The following is a 16,762-nucleotide window of genomic DNA, read 5'->3' as shown; positions in this document are numbered from 1 at the left end:
AAGATGAAGATAGCAACGATGAAAACGGGTATTGCATCACTGGCGCTGCTGCCGGGACTGGCGATGGCGGCACCGGCGGTCGCGGATAAAGCCGATAACGCTTTTATGATGATTTGCACTGCGCTGGTGCTGTTTATGACTATTCCTGGCATTGCGTTGTTCTACGGCGGTTTAATTCGCGGTAAGAACGTGCTGTCAATGCTGACCCAGGTTACGGTGACATTCGCTCTGGTCTGTATTTTGTGGGTCGTTTATGGCTACTCGCTGACGTTCGGCGAAGGAAATAATTTTTTTGGTAACTTCAACTGGGTCATGCTGAAGAATATTGCACTGACGGCGGTGACGGGGAGTATCTATCAGTATATTCATGTTGCTTTTCAGGGGTCTTTCGCCTGTATCACTGTTGGGCTTATCGTCGGTGCGTTGGCGGAGCGCATACGGTTCTCTGCGGTGCTGATTTTTGTGGTGGTGTGGCTGACGTTGTCCTACATCCCTATTGCACACATGGTCTGGGGCGGTGGTTTGCTGGCTACTCACGGTGCGCTGGATTTTGCAGGCGGCACGGTAGTGCATATCAACGCCGCGATTGCCGGTCTGGTTGGGGCTTATCTGATTGGTAAACGGGTCGGTTTTGGCAAAGAAGCGTTTAAGCCGCATAACCTGCCAATGGTTTTTACCGGCACGGCTATTCTCTATATCGGCTGGTTTGGCTTTAACGCGGGCTCCGCGGGGATGGCGAATGAAATTGCCGCGCTGGCCTTCGTGAATACCGTTGTTGCAACCGCGGCCGCTATTCTCGGCTGGATCTTCGGTGAATGGGCGCTGCGTGGCAAACCATCATTGCTGGGAGCCTGTTCTGGTGCCATTGCGGGTCTGGTTGGTGTGACGCCTGCCTGTGGTTATATTGGTGTTGGTGGGGCGTTGATCATCGGCGTGGTTGCCGGTTTGGCAGGGCTGTGGGGAGTGACGATGCTGAAGCGCTTTCTGCGCGTTGATGACCCGTGTGATGTCTTCGGTGTTCACGGTGTCTGTGGGATTGTCGGATGTATCCTGACTGGCGTATTCGCCGCCAGCTCTTTAGGCGGAGTGGGCTTTGCCGAAGGTGTTACCATGGGGCATCAGCTTCTTGTGCAGTTGGAAAGTGTGGCGATCACCATTGTCTGGTCCGGTGTCGTGGCATTTATCGGCTATAAATTGGCGGACATGACGGTAGGTCTGCGCGTACCGGAAGAGCAGGAGCGCGAAGGGTTGGATGTGAACAGCCACGGCGAAAACGCCTACAACGCCTGATGTTTCAATTTCTCGGATAGTGCTAAACGCTTTTCCGGCCTACAACAATTTACCCTGTAGGCCGGAAAAGAAATCAATTACGATTACGCATTACCCCTTCCTGCACGGTAGAGGCGACCAGCACGCCATCCTGCGTATAGAACTCCCCGCGTACAAACCCCCGGGCACCGGAGGCCGATGTACTTTCTACGTTGTACAACAACCACTCATTGATATTAAAAGGACGATGGAACCACATAGAATGGTCGATCGTAGCGATCTGAATCCCTTTTTCCAGAAAACCAATGCCATACGGCTGTAAAGCAACGGGCAGGAAGTTCAGATCAGAGGCGTAACCGAGCAGATACTGATGTACACGAAGATCGTCCTGCAGCGTGCCGTTAGCGCGGATCCATACCTGGCGAGTCGGGTTGGCAACGTGACCTTTTAACGGATTATGAAATTCCACCGGACGGACTTCCAGCGGGCGGTCGTTGATAAATTTTTCTTTCAACAGCGGTGGCAGCAGGTGAGCTACTGAACGGGCGATCTCAGTTTCTGATTTAAGCTCTTCAGGACCAGGCGCATCCGGCATCTCTTTTTGATGCTCAAACCCATCTTCTGGTGCCTGGAAAGAGGCGGTCATATAAAAAATGGGTTTCCCATTCTGGATCGCGGCAACGCGGCGGGCACTGAAGCTGTTACCATCGCGCAGTACCTCGACATCATAGATGATGGGCTTTTGGCTGTCGCCCGGCCGTAAAAAGTAGCTGTGGAAGGAATGCACCAGACGTTCTTCCGGCACGGTCTCTTTCGCGGCGTACAACGCCTGACCGACAACCTGTCCACCAAAAACCTGACGTAACCCTAAGTCTTCACTTTGGCCCCGAAAGAGTCCTTCTTCAATTTTTTCCAGATTTAACAATGTCAGCAAATTTTTCAGTGCCAGACTCATACGTGCTCTCCAGGTAATAGCGATCTCGCAGCGAGGTAGGCAGAGTATAACGCAATTTTGAAAGTGGTCCGATGGGTGCAATTGTCTGAATTACAGGCCTATTACAAGCAGAAATTGCTAATTTGTGCCACACTTAGTCATGTTATGTTTTTGTTAACCACTCTTCTGGCGAGGAAAGTTCTCGCTGGTGCATAGATGAGAAGGAGAATTTAATGAAACTCGTGCACATGGTAAGTGGTTTAGCGGTTGCGGTCGCTCTGGCGGCCTGTGCTGGTAAAAGTGCAGATATTCAAACACCTGCGCCAAGTCCTAATACGTCAATTGCTGACACACAGTCAAAAATTCAACAGCCGAATGTGTCTGGTACGGTATGGATCCGCCAGAAAGTTGCTTTACCGCCGGATGCCGTGCTGACCGTTACACTGTCAGATGCATCGCTTGCCGATGCACCGTCAAAAGTGCTGTCGCAAAAAGTTGTGCGTACCGAGGGCAAACAAGCACCATTCAGCTTCGTGCTCCCGTTTAATCCGGCAGATATTCAGCCAAACGCGCGTATTCTGCTGAGTGCGGCGATTACGGTGAATGATAAGCTGGTCTTTATTACTGATACCGTCCAGACGGTGATTAATCAGGGGGGGACTAAAGCCGACCTGACCCTGGTCCCGGTCCAGCAGACGGCCGTTCCTGTACAGACGAGCGGTGGTGCCGCGACAACGGTACCGTCAACGTCACCCACGCAGGTGAATCCGTCTTCCGCTGTTCCTGCCCCGACACAGTACTAAGGGCATACTAACCCTCTCCGTCCGGAGGGGGTTAGTACACCCAGCGATAGCGCTGTAAATCGATTTGTCCACTCCCTGAAACCACAATACCTTCCGCCAGCAATGCCTGGCGTTGTCGTTGCAGGTCAGGACCTGTCAGTGAAATCATTCCGTGACGATTAACCACTCGATACCAGGGCAGGGTGCTACCTTCAGGCAGTCGCTTGAGTACACCGCCCACCTGGCGTGCAGCGCGCGGTGAGCCAGCAAGCCTGGCGACATCGCCATAGGTGGTGACGAATCCTTCGGGGATTGAGGCAACGATTTGCCAGACGCGTTGAGGGAAAGAGTCTTGTATATCCATCGTTTATTCCTGCGCTAATCCTCCAGCATAATCCCGAATGACGAGGTAGTGAAGCTTCATTGCACAAGAAAACAGCATCCGATGCGGGATGGGTTGCAATTACAGGGTGCAGCAGTGATAATGCGCCTGCGCGTTGGTTAACAACGCTCTCAATGGGGGCTCTGTTGGTTCTCCCGCAACGCTACTCTGTTCACCAGGTCAGGTCCGGAAGGAAGCAGCCAGGGCAGATGACGTGTGTGCCGGGATGTAGCTGGCAGGGCCCCCACCCAATTCTGCCGTCCGGCAATCTCAATTCTTCTCATCTTCTTTTCTTTGTCATCGTATTGTCATTTTATTGTCATCAAATGCTGTCAATGTGTTTCGGGGATGTTATTTGATGCTTTTGCCGTCGCCATCGCGCAGAGATATGACTCTTGCGCCCGGTGGACTTTGGCTGACCACAAGGACTTTTTACGATGTCGACCGCAGTATTGAATGTCAAAATTGATGAGGCGCTAAAAGAAAAGCTGCGTCATTACGCTGAAGTGAATAATGAGAACCTAAGTATCTCGACGGAAAAATTGCTGCTTATCGCGTTTTCCGCCATTGAAGAGGCGGGAGTCTCCGCTGACGATATTGATAGCCAGCATACGGAAGAATCCGTGGTTGAAGCACTGACTCCTAAAGAAATCAAAGCGCTGCGTAGATTACTGAAGAAGAAAAAATGAAACAACAACCGCTCTCAACCGCCTGTAATTATGGCGAAGCCTGTGAATTGCTTCGTTCCGGTTATGTGAAACATGTTCGTCTGAGCTGGAATGTCGGTAGCGATGAATTTTTCCGTATTGCTTCTGACTGGTGCGATGCCGGGGCGAAAATTAAGAAAGACGGGGAGAATTTTGTTATTTCCCTGAAAGGTTTTCCGGTTCCCCGCCAACTGTAGATATTGAGGGTTTAAGTTAGCGCATGACGAGCTTTGTGGCTCGTCGCTCATATTATTTTGCGCATTTTCCCGTGACTTGCCTGTAAACGCAGGTTGTCCCAAATGGGTTGCAATGTCCGGAAGGCCGAGCGCATTGTGTCATCGGGCAGTGCGAAGGGCATGCGTAAGAAGCGATCGAATGCGCCATCCAGGCCGAAGCGCGTCCCGGTACCCAACTGAATACCTGCACTTTCAGCGCGCGCGGCAAACAACGTCGCCAGCGTATCGGGTAATTCAACCCAGAAAGAGAGTCCCCCCTGCGGTTGAGTAAACTGCCACTCCGGGAAATGTGTCTTCATCAGGTCATGGCACCGATCGCGCCGGGTGGTGAGCAATTGCCGTCTGTCGGGAAGAAAATCGGCCGCATTGTCCAGTAACCAACCCGTGGCAAGCTGTTCAAGCACTGGTGATCCTAAATCAAATGTGTCGCGAGTCTGCACCAGCGCAGCAATGGTACGCGACGAGGCCCGAATCCATCCCAGACGCAGACCTCCCCAAAAACTTTTCCCCGCCGATCCCAGCATGATGATGGGCGCGTCATCATGGAATGCCGCCAGCGGTGGTGGTGGCGGGGCGTCATACCACAGATTGACCATGGTTTCGTCCACCACCAGTGTCGTGCGGGTTCTGGCGGAGATATCGGCGATAGCCTGGCGTGTCGCCGCATCCATACAACGTCCGGTAGGGTTGTGAAAATCAGGCATCAGGTAGGCCATTCTTGGCGCGGTTTGCGCGATAGTGGCAACAAGGCCCGATGTATCCCAACCGTGTTCGGGCAGTGACACGCCCACGGGGCGGCAGGACGCACCTTGAATGGCTGCAATGGCGAGTGGATAGGTAGGATGATCGACCAACACACGATCGCCGGGACCCGTGAGCAAACGCAGGATCAGCGCCAGGCCGCTGACTGCGCCATTCACCACCATTATTTCATCCGGCTGTGTGGGTAATCCGCGTTCGCAATAATGCCGGGCGATAGATTCTCGCAGCGTTGGTAACCCCTGGGGCAAATATCCTGAACTTAGCAAATGCTGTGGCATCGCAAGCAGGGCTTGCTGATACGCCTGATGAATTTCGGGCCCGGCGCTAAGGGCTGCTGTGGACAAATCCAGCGCGGTGCTGGTGCGGGTTCGCGTCGGTACATGACGGGTATGTTCCGGCAGGATCACGCGTGAACCACTTCCATGGCGGCTTTCCAGATACCCTTCTTCCCGCAGTTGCGCCATTGCGCTGGCAATCGTCGTGCGACTGACTTCAAGCACGGCGGCCAACTCGCGTTCGCCGGGTAAGCGGGTATCCAGCGCCAGTCGGCCATCCAGGATCAGCAGGCGCAGTGCCTCTGCCAACTGTCGCCAGATAGGTGTACGTGAGGGGGTCTCCTGCCAGTGCCCGAGCAGGCGCTGCAGGGACTGGCTTCCATAACGGCGAGATGACATAGCAGTCCACTTTCTGAAAACTGGACATTAATCATAGTGCCAATTGCGGTGAAGATGAAAGCTATCTGAGAGGTGAGGAGAAAATTATGCTGCGTCGTTTACTTCAGCTGTATATCGGACTGGCGCTGTACGGCGTTTCGACGGCGATGTTTGTACGTTCAGATTTAGGGGCTGACCCGTGGAACGTATTTCATCTGGGCGTGGCAAATCTATTATCGATGAATATCGGCCTGGTGATCATCGCCGTGGGGGTACTGGTTCTGCTGGTATGGATACCACTGCGCCAGCGCCCCGGATTTGGCACTCTCAGCAATGTCATTATGATTGGTTTGGCTGCAGATGCCGCGCTGGCGGTGATCCCGGGATTTGAATCGCTACTGACGCGCAGTGGACTGCTGGTGGCGGCGGTTATCTTGAATGCGCTAGCGACCAGTCTGTACATCGGTGCCGGTTTTGGGGCGGGCCCGCGTGACGGCTTAATGACCGGTATTCATGCGCGTACTGGTTGGCCTGTACGGACTATCCGGACTGCAATCGAGGTGTCGGTTTTGCTCAGCGGTTGGCTTCTTGGCGGAACCGTGGGTGTTGGAACGGTACTGTATGCGTTAGCTATTGGACCGTTAATTCAGATTTGCCTGCCGTGGTTTCGTCATCAGCCGCAGTCACGTATTCGTGTTCGGAATGAGCCTACGGCGTGATTGCCAGCTGACGACTAAACTTAACCTCGACTGACGCGGCCGGAATCGGCTTGCCGCGCAGTACACTTCGGAGGTTTATCTGATGAAGTATGTTGATGGTTTTGTTGTTGCCGTTCCTGCCGAAAACAAGGAGGCATATATCGCGATGGCGGCAAAGGCTGCACCGCTTTTCAAGGAATTCGGCGCACTGCGCGTTGTGGAGTGTTGGGCTGATGATGTTCCCGACGGTAAGTTGACCGATTTTCGTATGGCGGTCAAAGCGCAGGATCATGAAGAAGTGGTATTCAGCTGGATTGAATACCCTTCTAAAGAAGTCCGCGATGCGGCGAATCAGAAGATGATGTCCGATCCCCGTATGAAGGAGTTTGGTGAGTCTATGCCATTTGATGGCAAGCGAATGATCTACGGTGGATTCTCGCCCATTATGGAAGAGTGACGTGACTGGCTGTGCGGCGTGCCGCCAGCCATCTCAATACACGCCAGTGCCCTGTTAGAGTCGTTTTTCCGCCCACAGAATAAATTCCGCCTTTGGCAGTGCTTTGCTGTACAGCCAGCCTTGACCATACTGTACGCCATGTTGACGTAGCCAGCTTTCCTGGTTCTCGGTCTCGATGCCTTCTGCCACCATTTCCAGCTTCAGCGTTTTGGCTATCTCGATAATATGTGGCGTGACGTTATTGTATTCCAGCGCATTAACAAACGATTTGTCTATCTTCAGGATGTCCACATCCAGATCCTGCAAATAACTCAGGCTGGAGTAGCCTGTACCAAAATCATCAATATAAATAGGGTGGCCAGCCTGACGGTATTTAGCGATAAACGGTGCACTGTTTTTCGGGTCGGCAAATTCACGCTCAGTCAGCTCCAGGGCAATTTGTGCGGGTTTTAGTTGCCAGTGGTTAACCATGTGGCTTAACAGTGCCGGCAGCGCTTCGGACTTCAAATCGGCCGATTCAAGGTTGAGTGATATATGCTGTTGAGGATGTTGATGCAGCCATTTACCCAGATCCTCGAAGACGTTTTCAATAATCAAACGAGTGAGAGGTTCTGTCAGGCCGGTTTCTTCGGCCAGGGGAATAAAAATATCGGGTGAGAGATAGCTACCGTCAGCTTGTCGCCAGCGGGCCAGTGCTTCTGCACCCACGACCTTTCCTGTTTTGAGCGAAATAATGGGCTGGTAATGGACCTTGATAGCCCGGTTCTGAATGGCGTCTTGCAATTGGTGATGGGGGGACTGCAAGCGGCGCAAAATACGCAGAATAAAGAGGGCGGTGAGCAGGCCAATAATAATCCCTGCCGGGAGCCAGATCAGCGCCTGTCGGTGCCAGGATTTTTGCAAAGGTAATGTCGACGCCCAGCTGACGATAGTGATACCCAGTTCGGGGAAAGGGCGAGAATTATAAATATTGCCCTCTTTTTGAAAATGGCTGATAGAACTGTCTTTTTGCAGTTGATGTAACACGTCCAAGGGGAGATCGGCACTACTGGCCACCACGACGTTGCTTACTGTACCCACAATGGCGACTTCGATAGGCCATGAACCAAATGGGATAACATCAATGAACGAGCCAGGGTCGATCATCACCACATAATGCTCGCTGCCGAGCGCCGCCATAAAACGCTGTATTCCGAGGTCGTTTTGCGAGGTTAACCAGGCGCGATAGCCATCCGGTGTCATTTTCATTGGCGGTGGAAACGCAGCAGCCTGGCTCCTTTTCTCAAGGGAGGAACATTGTGGAACATTGTCTTTGAGGTACATCACTTCCTGAATATAACGGTAGCTGTAGGACAACCGGCGCATTTCCAGCAAATGTTCCTCTGAGCAGGGCACACCCTGGAAGGCTTCTATTTTGCGTAGCGCTTTTTTTGCCTGCTCGCCAACGCGTTCCGTACGCAAAGCGACCCGGCTGGAAAATGAATCAAGCTCATCTATAAATTTCGTTTCGACCTGACGATGTGCCAGCCACAGGCTTAAACACACCGGTACGAGGATGGACAGAACCAGTATTCCCGCCACCAGGCCAATCAGATGTCGTGTTGTCACAGTGATATCCTTATTAACACAGCGTAGAGAAAGTATATCCGAAAGCTAAAAAAGCAATTCGATTGGCATCATATATTTAGGGCCACTTATCACTCCGATAAATTACCCATAGCATAAATCAGGTTGAGATCTGTACGGGAGTGGTGTATTTTTATGGATATGTTATAACGTAACAAATTGAGGTTGCCATGAAACCGGATATCCATCCTTTTTATCGCCCAGTGGTGTTTCACGATACCAGTGCCAATGAATACTTTAAGGTCGGTTCGACGATCAAAACCGAACGAGAGATTGAGTTCGAGGGACAAATGTACCCGTACGTAACGCTTGATATCTCGTCTAAGTCACATCCGTACTACACCGGTAAACAAAAAACCTTCGATAACGAAGGCAGCGCGGCTCGTTTCCAGAAACGTTTCGGCCACTTCATTGGCACAAAGCGAGGTTAAGATGCAGGTACTCAATTCACTTCGCAGCGCCAAACAGCGGCACCCTGACTGCCAGATAGTCAAACGCAAAGGGCGTTTGTACGTCATCTGCAAAACGAATCCGCGGTTTAAAGCGGTACAGGGCCGTAAAAAAAGACGTTAGTCACTTTGCCAGCATTGCAGGGACTGAAGTGCGTTCCCCTCGGGGGACGCACTTTTTTTGTTTGTGACGGGGCGTGATTACTGACTGGTCTGCGCGCGGGTTAATGTGAAGACATCATAAAATGACAGTTCACCTTTCCGCGTTATCATTTTTTGCAACTGGGCCTTATGCTCACTGTCGACTTGGGGAGAGTGCAGGATAGTGTCGATGAGCGAGGGCGGCACAAAGCGCGTGTTATACCATTCACCGTTATAGCAGACTCTGAAATCCAGTACGTCAATATCTTCAAAGCGGTAACGCGGCGCAACGTCAAAAAAGAAAAAGGCGTTGAGTAAGACGAACAGTACAACCAATAGCCATACCGAATCGACCAGCGTTTCTGATTGCAGCATTACCGCCAGCGTGGCAAAAAACGCAACATACATGCCGATAAATAGCCCTGGATGTTTACGAATAAAGCTGATGCTAAAGCGCGGTTTGTTGTCGCGCTTTTCGCGAATATTTAAGTCGTCGATGGTTTCGGTAAGCAGGCGTTGTATTTCTGTCATCTCTTGCCTTCGTGAAGTCTGCAATAGTCAGGAGGGATCAGCCTATTTTAAAAGGGGATACTCTCTGAGAAAAGTAACAGATTAACCACAATTTAGCATAACAGTTACATATCAGATCACAGTGTTTTGATGATCCGTGCCGGATTGCCCCCGACGACGGTGTTTGCCGGAACGCTTTTAGTCACCACTGCACCTGACGCCACAACCACGTTGTCGCCCAGAGTTACGCCCGGATTTATCACTGCGCGCCCCCCTATCCAGACATTATTCCCGATGGTTACAGGTTTCCCTAGTTCAACTCCGCTGTTGCGTTCGTTAGCGTCCAATGGATGGGTTGCCGTATAGATATGGACTCCCGGTGCCAGCATACAGTTATCACCGATGTGGATTGGGCAGACATCAAGCATGACGCAGTCGAAGTTGGCGTAAAACGCTTTGCCGAGATAAATGTTATACCCGTAGTCACAACGAAAAGAGGGCTCAATGTAAGCGTCTTCGCTTTGACCCAATAGATCGCGCAAGATAGCCTGACGTTCACTCTGCGCATCGGGTGCGGTGGCATTGTATCGGTGGATGAGTTGGCGTGCGCGGAGACGATCGTTGCGCAACGTTTCATCTGCCGGGCGATACAATTCGCCGGCGATCATCTTTTGCTTATCTTCACTCATTACGAACTTTCCTGTTTGCTGATAGGCCGTCACAGTACAGTAAAACGCAATGCAGGGAAGGGGAACGTTCCCGTTTTCCCACCGTGATCGCAATCACGTGATTTGAATTAAATAATGGTTGCTGGTACGGGAAATGGTCAGTCAGACAAACAAATGTTTCGCGATACCTGACTTAACCTCATGAGCAATTAACGAATAAATTTCCAAACAGATGTTGGGATCTTGTCGTAGAGCTTATTCATTGTCAATTCAGCAAGACGATGATCGGCGGCTGAGTAAAATACAGCCAGTTCATTGTCAGACAATTCATATTTATTTTTCTCAATAACACGTTCAAGCGTGTCAATTGTTTGACAGCGTCGTAGGCGCATCAAATAATCTGTTTTAGTTAATGGTTTATCGGACATAACTCTTACCTATGATTGTAATAATTTTTAACAAGACAAACTGACAGGATTAGCCCTGGTGGCATTGACAAAACAGCGAAATAGTCGATTACCTGACTTCCGCCATTTCTGCAGATCCTGCGTATTAATACCATAACTGCTGAACAACATAAAAGTGTCATCCAGGTATTCATCAATCTGCGCGATCAGCTTATTGTCCTCATTGTACTTAATTTTATAATTAAGTGCGAAGGTTGCAATATGCTCTATCAGTTCATTGAGCTGCAAGCTGGTTGCAGAGGTAGGGTCATTTACCCAACCATGGTTGCTTTGTTCAAGGTTTGCAAGACAGTCATGATACAGAGTTTCGCAGAGAAATTTAAGCTGCGCGATATCATGTCTTTTCGGTGAGTATTCATCCATAACGCATCCCCTTCTTAGTGGTTTAGACTAACCGAACACCTTTCGGGATGGATACAACAAACGACCTGGAACTTGCCCGCGACTCCTGATGATTTAACTATAATCTACTCTAAAAAAGATTTCATCGTCATATCACGAAAAATTACAATTATGTAAAATTATGATGCAGTCCCATTTTTACATTTTAACAGATACATGCCGGTATTCGAAATGGAACAACTTCTTTATTCTCGGCCAATCATCAAGTTATCTTGTTTAGGTTTAGCAACGAAAGGCGACAACCGACTCCGTGAACGAAAACTAGGAATAGTCTTAATATTTATTTAAGTAAATAAGGGTTCGTGACGTTTTTTAAGAATAGCCTTTAAGCTCACAAGGATTATATCGCTTATTTAAACAAGAGAAAATAAACGAAATCGCAATAAGCGCTTTTTATGATTTTTTTCCAGAAAAAAGGCCGCTTGCGCGGCCTTATCTTTAGGAATGTATCAATGATGCTCAACTGAGTGGCTATGTTCAACATCTTCGTTCTTACGGCTAAAGCGGCGGCGGACCACCACAAAGAACACCGGAACAAAGAAGATAGCCAATACGGTTGCAGTGACCATCCCGCCCATTACGCCAGTACCGACGGCGTTCTGCGCGCCACTACCTGCACCGGAGCTGATAACCAACGGCATTACGCCGAGGATAAAGGCTAACGATGTCATCAGAATCGGACGTAAACGCATGCGAACCGCGTCCAGCGTCGCCTCTACCAGACCTTTACCTTCTTTATCCATCAAGTCTTTGGCGAATTCGACGATCAATATCGCGTTCTTCGCCGACAACCCAATGGTTGTGAGCAGGCCCACCTGGAAGTAAACGTCGTTGGTCAAACCACGGAACGTTGCCGCCAGCAGCGCACCGATAACCCCCAGCGGAACGACCAGCATAACGGAGAATGGAATTGACCAGCTCTCGTACAATGCTGCCAGACACAGGAAGACGACGATCAGTGAAATCGCATACAGGGCAGGTGCCTGGTTACCAGACAGTCGTTCCTGGTAGGACATGCCTGTCCAGTCATAGCCGATACCGGATGGCAGTTTGCTGGCAAGTTGTTCCATCATTGCCATCGCTTCACCGGTACTTTTACCCGGTGCGGCCTGGCCTAAGATTTCCATGGACGGCAGACCGTTATAGCGTTCCAGACGCGGTGAACCATATTCCCAACGCGAGGAAGAGAACGCAGAGAACGGCACCATTTGTCCATCACTACCACGGACATACCAGTTTCCAATATCTTCCGGCAACATACGGTATTTGGCTTCAGACATGACGTAAACTTTCTTCACACGACCACGGTCGATGAAGTCGTTCACGTAGCTTCCGCCCCATGCAGCGCCCAGCGTTGTATTAATGTCACTAATGGAAACACCCAGAGCCTGCGCTTTTTCCTGATCGATATCGATCTTGAATTGCGGAGTATCTTCCAGACCGTTAGGACGTACGCCCACTAACAGATCAGGATGTTTCGCGACTTCACCAAACAACTGGTTACGCGCCTGAGTCAATTTTTCATGGCCCAGACCGGCTTGGTCAATCAACTGGAAGTCGAAACCCGTCGCGGTGCCCAGTTCTACGATTGCTGGCAGGTTAAAGGCGAATACCATGGCGTCTTTAATCTGCGAGAACGCCCCCATCGCACGCTGAGTAATCGCTTCTACCTTGTTCTCTTCACCTGGACGTTCACTCCAGTCTTTCAGAGAGACGAATGCGATACCGGTGTTCTGACCACGACCAGCAAAGCCGAAGCCGTTAACCGCAAACACCGATTCAACGTTCGCTTTTTCTTTGGTCAGGTAGTAATCCGTCACTTCGTCCAGCACTTTCTGGGTACGCTCTTGCGTTGCACCTGCTGGCAGCTGAGCCATGGTCAGGAATACACCCTGGTCTTCATCTGGCAGGAAGGAGCTTGGCAGGCGAACAAACAGATAGGCCATGCCGACGACGATGATCAGATACAGCGCCAGGTAACGACCGGTGCTGCGCAGAATACCGCCTACGCTATCGGTGTAGTGGTGCGTGCTCTTATCGAACATGCGGTTGAACCAACCGAAGAAGCCCGTTTTACCTTCACCGTGATCGCCTTTAGCAATCGGTTTAAGCATTGTTGCACACAGGGCAGGGGTCAGAATCAACGCCACCAGTACAGACAACGCCATTGCGGAAACAATGGTGATGGAGAACTGACGGTAAATCGCACCGGTAGACCCCCCGAAGAAGGCCATTGGGATAAATACCGCTGACAATACCATCGCGATACCCACCAATGCGCCCTGAATCTGGCCCATTGATTTACGCGTTGCTTCTTTCGGTGGTAGCCCTTCTTCAGCCATGACACGTTCAACGTTCTCGACCACCACGATGGCGTCATCCACCAACAGGCCGATGGCGAGCACCATCCCGAACATCGTTAGCGTGTTTATCGAGAAGCCGAAAATCGCCAGCACAGCAAAAGTACCCAACAACACGACCGGGACGGCGATGGTCGGAATCAGCGTCGCGCGGAAGTTCTGCAGGAACAGATACATAACCAGGAACACGAGGATGATTGCTTCCGCCAGCGTCTTCACAACTTCGTGAATAGAGATTTTCACGAACGGTGTTGTGTCATACGGATAAACAATTTTCAGGCCTGATGGGAAGAACGGTTCCATCTTCACCAGTTCAGCGCGGATAGCCGCTGCGGTATCCAGGGCGTTCGCACCGGTAGCCAGTTTGATACCCAGACCAGACGCAGGCTTGCCGTTGAACTTCGCAATGATGTCGTAGTTTTCACCACCCAGCTCAATCTTCGCTACATCGCGCAGACGAACCTGGGAGCCATCCTGGTTCACTTTCAGCAGAATTTTGCCGAATTCGTCGGTGGAGGTCAGACGCGTCTGAGCAATGATAGAGGCGTTCAGTTGCTGGCCTTTCACGGGTGGCGTACCACCAAGCTGACCGGCTGCAACCTGGGCGTTCTGCGCTTTAATCGCGGAAATTACATCAACCGGCGTAAGCTGGTATTTGTTCAGTTCGGTTGGGTCCATCCAGATACGCATCGCGTACTGTGAACCGAATAGCTGCACGTCACCGACGCCTGAAGTACGGCTGATGGTGTCTTTCATGTTAGCGGCGACGTAATCCGAGATATCTTCCTGCGTCATTGTGCCATCGGTGTTGATAACACCAACAACCATCAGGAAGCTACTGGATGATTTCTCAACGCTAACCCCTTGCTGCTGTACTTCCTGAGGCAGTAACGGCATGGCCAGCTGCAGTTTGTTCTGCACCTGTACCTGCGCGATATCCGCATCAGTACCGGACTGGAAGGTTAAGGTGATCTGCACGGTACCCGTGGAGTCACTGTTTGAGGACATGTACATCAGGTTATCGATACCGTTCATATTCTGTTCGATAACCTGCGTAACAGTATCCTGTACTGTTTTGGCATCAGCGCCAGGGTAGGTCGCGGAGATCGTCACTGCCGGAGGTGCAATAGTCGGATATTGCGCTACCGGCAATTTGAGGATCGCGAGCCCCCCTGCCAACATGATGATAATGGCGATCACCCACGCAAATATGGGGCGATCGATAAAGAAATTAGGCATGTCTTAACGGCTCCTGTTTAAGTTAAGACTTGGACTGTTCAGGCTGGCTACCGCTTGCGGCTGGCTGGTTATTATCCGCGGTGACTTCCTGCGCTTTAACCTGAGCGCCAGGACGAACTTTCTGCAGCCCACTTACAATCACACGGTCGCCCGGCTTAAGTCCTTCAGTGACTAACCATTTGTCGCCAATTGCTTGTGCTGCCACAATTTGACGCGTTTCAACTTTGTCATCAGCACCGATAACCAATGCACTGGCATCACCACGCGGTGTGCGAGTAACGCCTTGCTGTGGAACCAGTAACGCCGTTGGGTTTGTCCCTTCTTCCAGACGCGCACGGACGAACATACCCGGCAGTAAGGTGTGATCCGGGTTCGGGAAGATTGCGCGTAACGTAATTGATCCAGTGGTTTGATCAACCGTCACATCCGAAAACTCCAGCGTACCGGACTGCGGGAATTTAATACCGTCGCTGGTGACCAGTTCAACTTTCGCTTTACCGTTCTCTTGCTTCAGCGTGCCATTGGCCAGCTCTTGTTTCAGGCGCAGGAAATCGTTACTTGACTGCGTCACATCGACATAGATGGGATCCAGTTGCTGAACGGTCGCCAGTGCGGTCGCCTGACCGTTTTGCACCAGTGCGCCTTCAGTAACGGATGACTTACCAATGCGGCCGCTGATTGGCGACGTGACTTTGGTATAGGCCAGATTGATACGAGCGGTTTCTACCGCGGCTTTCGCAGCGACAACAGCAGCGTTCGCCTGTTGTGCATCTGCCTGCGCGCTATCGTAGTCCTGTTGACTGATGTACTTCGTACCCAACAGTTTCTGATAACGTTTAACCGTCAGCTGAGCGATATTTGCCGCTGCTTGTGCTTTGGCCAGATCGCCTTTCGCACTTTCGTACGCGGCCTGGTAAGTAGCAGGATCAATCTGATAGAGAGACACACCCGCTTCAATGTCGCCGCCTTCGGTAAAGTTACGCTTCAGGATAATACCGCTGACCTGAGGGCGAACTTCCGCAATGCGAAAAGCACTGGTGCGACCTGGGAGTTCAGTTGTGATCTGTAGAGGTTCAGTTTTGAGCGTCACAACTCCAACTTCTGGCATCTGCTGGCCCCCTTGTTGGGCCTGTTTGTCGTCACATCCTGTTAGCGCTAAGCTGCCTGAGAGCATCAGAACGACTGCCAGAGGCGTTAACCCTCTGTTTTTGTTCATATGTAAACCTCGAGTGTCCGATTTCAAATTGATCAATGGCTTAAAGCCCATAAACCCATTGCTGCGTTTATATTATCGTCGTGCTATGGTACATACATTCACAAATGTATGTAAATCTAACGCCTGTAAATTCACTGACATATGGCACGAAAAACCAAACAACAAGCACAGGAAACACGGCAGCACATTCTGGATGTTGCTCTGCGTTTGTTTTCGCAGCAAGGGGTATCATCCACCTCGCTTGCGGAGATCGCAAAAGCCGCTGGTGTAACTCGCGGTGCTATCTATTGGCATTTCAAAAACAAGTCGGATTTATTCAGTGAAATCTGGGAGCTAGCAAAACCTAACATTGATGAGTTAGAAACTGAGTATCAGGCAAAATTCCCCGACGATCCACTATCAGTATTAAGAGAAATATTAGTTTACGTTCTTGAAGCGACCGTGACTGAAGAACGCCGACGTTTATTGATGGAGATTATATTCCACAAATGCGAATTTGTCGGGGAAATAGCAACAGTTCAACTGGTTCAACGCAGCCTGTGTCTTGAAAACTATGACCGGATCGAACAAACGCTGCGACACTGTATGGCTGCAAACATGTTGCCGGAGAATCTGAATACGCGCCGTGTGGCAGTACTACTGCGTAGTTATATCTCCGGGATCATTGAGAACTGGTTATTCGCGCCCGAATCGTTTGATTTGCGAAAAGAGGCGCGCGACTACGTTGCAGTGCTACTGGAGATGTGTCTGCTTTGTCCGACACTGCGTGTGAAGGTCGCAGAGACGAGCTAACTGTCAGACCCA

At 50.8% G+C, this 16,762-nt stretch carries 19 protein-coding genes and 1 other RNA gene; 10 read left to right on the top strand and 10 right to left on the bottom strand.

Going from position 1 to position 16,762, the window contains the following annotated elements; translation table 11 throughout:
* Positions 1-3 precede the first annotated feature (3 nt).
* Positions 4-1,290, top strand: a complete 1,287-nt coding sequence (amtB, locus tag NNN64_RS12765; protein ID WP_271441609.1) for an ammonium transporter AmtB — start codon at positions 4-6, stop codon at positions 1,288-1,290.
* 73 nt (positions 1,291-1,363) lie between these two features.
* On the opposite strand, the gene tesB is transcribed toward amtB, so the two are convergent.
* Positions 1,364-2,224, bottom strand: a complete 861-nt coding sequence (gene tesB / locus NNN64_RS12760) for an acyl-CoA thioesterase II (RefSeq protein WP_271441608.1) — start codon at positions 2,222-2,224, stop codon at positions 1,364-1,366.
* Between the two features lie 212 nt (positions 2,225-2,436).
* Between tesB and NNN64_RS12755 the strand changes: the two genes are divergently transcribed.
* On the top strand, positions 2,437-3,006 hold the full coding sequence (locus NNN64_RS12755; protein WP_271441607.1) for a YbaY family lipoprotein: 570 nt from the start codon (positions 2,437-2,439) through the stop codon (positions 3,004-3,006).
* Positions 3,007-3,037: 31 nt separating this feature from the next.
* Here NNN64_RS12755 and NNN64_RS12750 read toward each other — a convergent pair whose 3' ends face one another.
* Complete coding sequence (locus NNN64_RS12750; RefSeq protein ID WP_137384616.1) at positions 3,038-3,349, bottom strand: MGMT family protein; 312 nt, start codon at positions 3,347-3,349, stop codon at positions 3,038-3,040.
* 162 nt (positions 3,350-3,511) lie between these two features.
* On the opposite strand from NNN64_RS12750, the gene ffs reads away from it, so the two are divergent.
* The 3 genes from ffs to NNN64_RS12735 all read left to right on the top strand — a co-directional run bounded on the left by ffs (position 3,512) and on the right by NNN64_RS12735 (position 4,271).
* Positions 3,512-3,608, top strand: an RNA gene (ffs, locus tag NNN64_RS12745) — signal recognition particle sRNA small type.
* Positions 3,609-3,804: 196 nt separating this feature from the next.
* A complete protein-coding gene (locus tag NNN64_RS12740) occupies positions 3,805-4,056 on the top strand; it encodes a hypothetical protein (protein ID WP_048212417.1) in 252 nt (83 codons plus the stop codon).
* Positions 4,053-4,271, top strand: a complete 219-nt coding sequence (locus NNN64_RS12735; protein ID WP_271441606.1) for a hypothetical protein — start codon at positions 4,053-4,055, stop codon at positions 4,269-4,271. Before NNN64_RS12740 ends, NNN64_RS12735 begins: the two co-directional genes overlap by 4 nt.
* Before the next feature lie 47 nt (positions 4,272-4,318).
* On the opposite strand, the gene yczR is transcribed toward NNN64_RS12735, so the two are convergent.
* Positions 4,319-5,746 (bottom strand): MocR-like transcription factor YczR, encoded by a 1,428-nt coding sequence (gene yczR / locus NNN64_RS12730; protein ID WP_271441605.1) that lies wholly within the window; start codon positions 5,744-5,746, stop codon positions 4,319-4,321.
* An 86-nt stretch (positions 5,747-5,832) separates the two neighbouring features.
* On the opposite strand from yczR, the gene yczE reads away from it, so the two are divergent.
* Both yczE and NNN64_RS12720 read left to right on the top strand, forming a co-directional pair.
* On the top strand, positions 5,833-6,444 hold the full coding sequence (gene yczE / locus NNN64_RS12725) for a membrane protein YczE (RefSeq protein WP_271441604.1): 612 nt from the start codon (positions 5,833-5,835) through the stop codon (positions 6,442-6,444).
* 82 nt (positions 6,445-6,526) lie between these two features.
* Positions 6,527-6,880 (top strand): DUF1428 domain-containing protein, encoded by a 354-nt coding sequence (locus NNN64_RS12720; protein ID WP_061067436.1) that lies wholly within the window; start codon positions 6,527-6,529, stop codon positions 6,878-6,880.
* Between the two features lie 54 nt (positions 6,881-6,934).
* Here the strand turns inward: NNN64_RS12720 and NNN64_RS12715 are convergent, their stop codons facing one another.
* Positions 6,935-8,488, bottom strand: a complete 1,554-nt coding sequence (locus NNN64_RS12715) for an EAL domain-containing protein (RefSeq protein WP_271441603.1) — start codon at positions 8,486-8,488, stop codon at positions 6,935-6,937.
* Between the two features lie 188 nt (positions 8,489-8,676).
* Here NNN64_RS12715 and NNN64_RS12710 point away from each other — a divergent pair, with 188 nt between their 5' ends.
* Positions 8,677-8,937 carry a type B 50S ribosomal protein L31 gene (locus tag NNN64_RS12710; RefSeq protein WP_005125189.1) on the top strand — a complete coding sequence of 87 codons (261 nt, stop codon included), beginning with the start codon at positions 8,677-8,679 and terminating at the stop codon, positions 8,935-8,937.
* A 1-nt stretch (position 8,938) separates the two neighbouring features.
* Positions 8,939-9,079: a type B 50S ribosomal protein L36 gene (gene ykgO / locus NNN64_RS12705; RefSeq protein WP_005125190.1), complete on the top strand. Its 141-nt coding sequence runs from the start codon at positions 8,939-8,941 to the stop codon at positions 9,077-9,079.
* Between the two features lie 77 nt (positions 9,080-9,156).
* Here ykgO and NNN64_RS12700 read toward each other — a convergent pair whose 3' ends face one another.
* The 6 genes from NNN64_RS12700 to acrA form a co-directional block, all read right to left on the bottom strand.
* Positions 9,157-9,627, bottom strand: coding sequence for a YlaC family protein (locus NNN64_RS12700; protein ID WP_271441602.1), 471 nt, complete (start codon positions 9,625-9,627; stop codon positions 9,157-9,159).
* Between the two features lie 116 nt (positions 9,628-9,743).
* Positions 9,744-10,295 carry a maltose O-acetyltransferase gene (maa, locus tag NNN64_RS12695; RefSeq protein ID WP_271441601.1) on the bottom strand — a complete coding sequence of 184 codons (552 nt, stop codon included), beginning with the start codon at positions 10,293-10,295 and terminating at the stop codon, positions 9,744-9,746.
* A gap of 188 nt (positions 10,296-10,483) precedes the next feature.
* Positions 10,484-10,702 (bottom strand): HHA domain-containing protein, encoded by a 219-nt coding sequence (locus tag NNN64_RS12690; RefSeq protein ID WP_002892050.1) that lies wholly within the window; start codon positions 10,700-10,702, stop codon positions 10,484-10,486.
* A 27-nt stretch (positions 10,703-10,729) separates the two neighbouring features.
* Positions 10,730-11,104 (bottom strand): Hha toxicity modulator TomB, encoded by a 375-nt coding sequence (gene tomB / locus NNN64_RS12685; RefSeq protein ID WP_003021733.1) that lies wholly within the window; start codon positions 11,102-11,104, stop codon positions 10,730-10,732.
* A gap of 488 nt (positions 11,105-11,592) precedes the next feature.
* On the bottom strand, positions 11,593-14,742 hold the full coding sequence (gene acrB / locus NNN64_RS12680; RefSeq protein WP_137384610.1) for an efflux RND transporter permease AcrB: 3,150 nt from the start codon (positions 14,740-14,742) through the stop codon (positions 11,593-11,595).
* Positions 14,743-14,764: 22 nt separating this feature from the next.
* Positions 14,765-15,958, bottom strand: a complete 1,194-nt coding sequence (gene acrA / locus NNN64_RS12675) for a multidrug efflux RND transporter periplasmic adaptor subunit AcrA (RefSeq protein ID WP_048212410.1) — start codon at positions 15,956-15,958, stop codon at positions 14,765-14,767.
* 141 nt (positions 15,959-16,099) lie between these two features.
* Here acrA and acrR point away from each other — a divergent pair, with 141 nt between their 5' ends.
* Complete coding sequence (gene acrR, locus NNN64_RS12670) at positions 16,100-16,750, top strand: multidrug efflux transporter transcriptional repressor AcrR (RefSeq protein ID WP_271441600.1); 651 nt, start codon at positions 16,100-16,102, stop codon at positions 16,748-16,750.
* Positions 16,751-16,762 lie beyond the last annotated feature (12 nt).

The sequence above is a fragment of the Citrobacter sp. Igbk 14 genome, from assembly GCF_028069825.1.
GTDB lineage: Bacteria > Pseudomonadota > Gammaproteobacteria > Enterobacterales > Enterobacteriaceae > Citrobacter.
Note: the sequence above shows the minus strand (reverse complement) of the source record. Positions and strands in the feature narration are given on the sequence as shown.